Annotated in this window: 1 protein-coding gene; it reads right to left on the reverse strand. The window is 42.9% G+C overall.

All coding sequences use genetic code 11. From position 1 onward, the window contains the following. Positions 1–635 (reverse strand): ferrochelatase (gene hemH / locus R8O10_RS24650; protein ID WP_318191879.1); only part of this gene is annotated, 635 nt, incomplete at its 3' end. Positions 636–799: the final 164 nt, after the last annotated feature.

The following is a 799-nucleotide window of genomic DNA, read 5'->3' on the forward strand; positions in this document are numbered from 1 at the left end:
TCACAATGCTGAGGATAAATATCGCCATTGTCTGCATAACGTTTAGGAATACCGTGATATGAACACAGCAAGTAATCCCCTTTGCCATGCTCTTCCCAGTATTGTCGAACCGAGTGCGCAAGCGCTTCGATGTACATTGGATGATCGTGATAATCGCGAATAAAGCTGAATGCTGGCATCACTGGCAGTTGCTTAAACGCTTTTGTGATTCCATCAGACACGGCTGCTGTGGTTGTCCCAGAGTATTGTGGGTACAACGGTAGCACAATAACCTCTTCCACACCTTGAGCGATAAGAGCTTCAAAACCAGATTGAAGGCTTGGGTTGCCATAAGTCATGCCGAGTTCTACAGGAATATCGAGATGCTGAGCAAGTTTCTTTGCCTGGCGTTTGGAATACACCATTAAAGGTGAGCCCTCTTCCATCCATACCGATTCATACAACTTAGCGACCTTTGGCGAGCGTATTGGAAGAATCACACCATGTAAAATTGGACACCAAAGCCATCGTGTCATATCGACTACACGATGATCATGAAGAAACTGACTTAAGAAGCGCTTAACCGCTGGAGCGGTAGGTTCATCAGGTGTTCCTAGGTTAACCAGTAACACACCTTGTTTATTTTTAGTTTGCATTGCGTCCCTTTGTTTTCCCAGCATATAAAATGTATAAAAAAAGCGACCTTACGGCCGCTTCACTATAACAAAATTATTAAAAATTTTGATAATAGGTATTACCTATTATGCTAATGCCTTCTCGATATCAGCACTTACTTCAGCAACTTGCTTAGTACCGTCAA

The sequence above is a fragment of the Vibrio sp. 1727 genome (genome assembly GCF_033344415.1).
In the GTDB taxonomy this organism is placed as follows: Bacteria; Pseudomonadota; Gammaproteobacteria; order Enterobacterales; family Vibrionaceae; genus Vibrio; species Vibrio alginolyticus.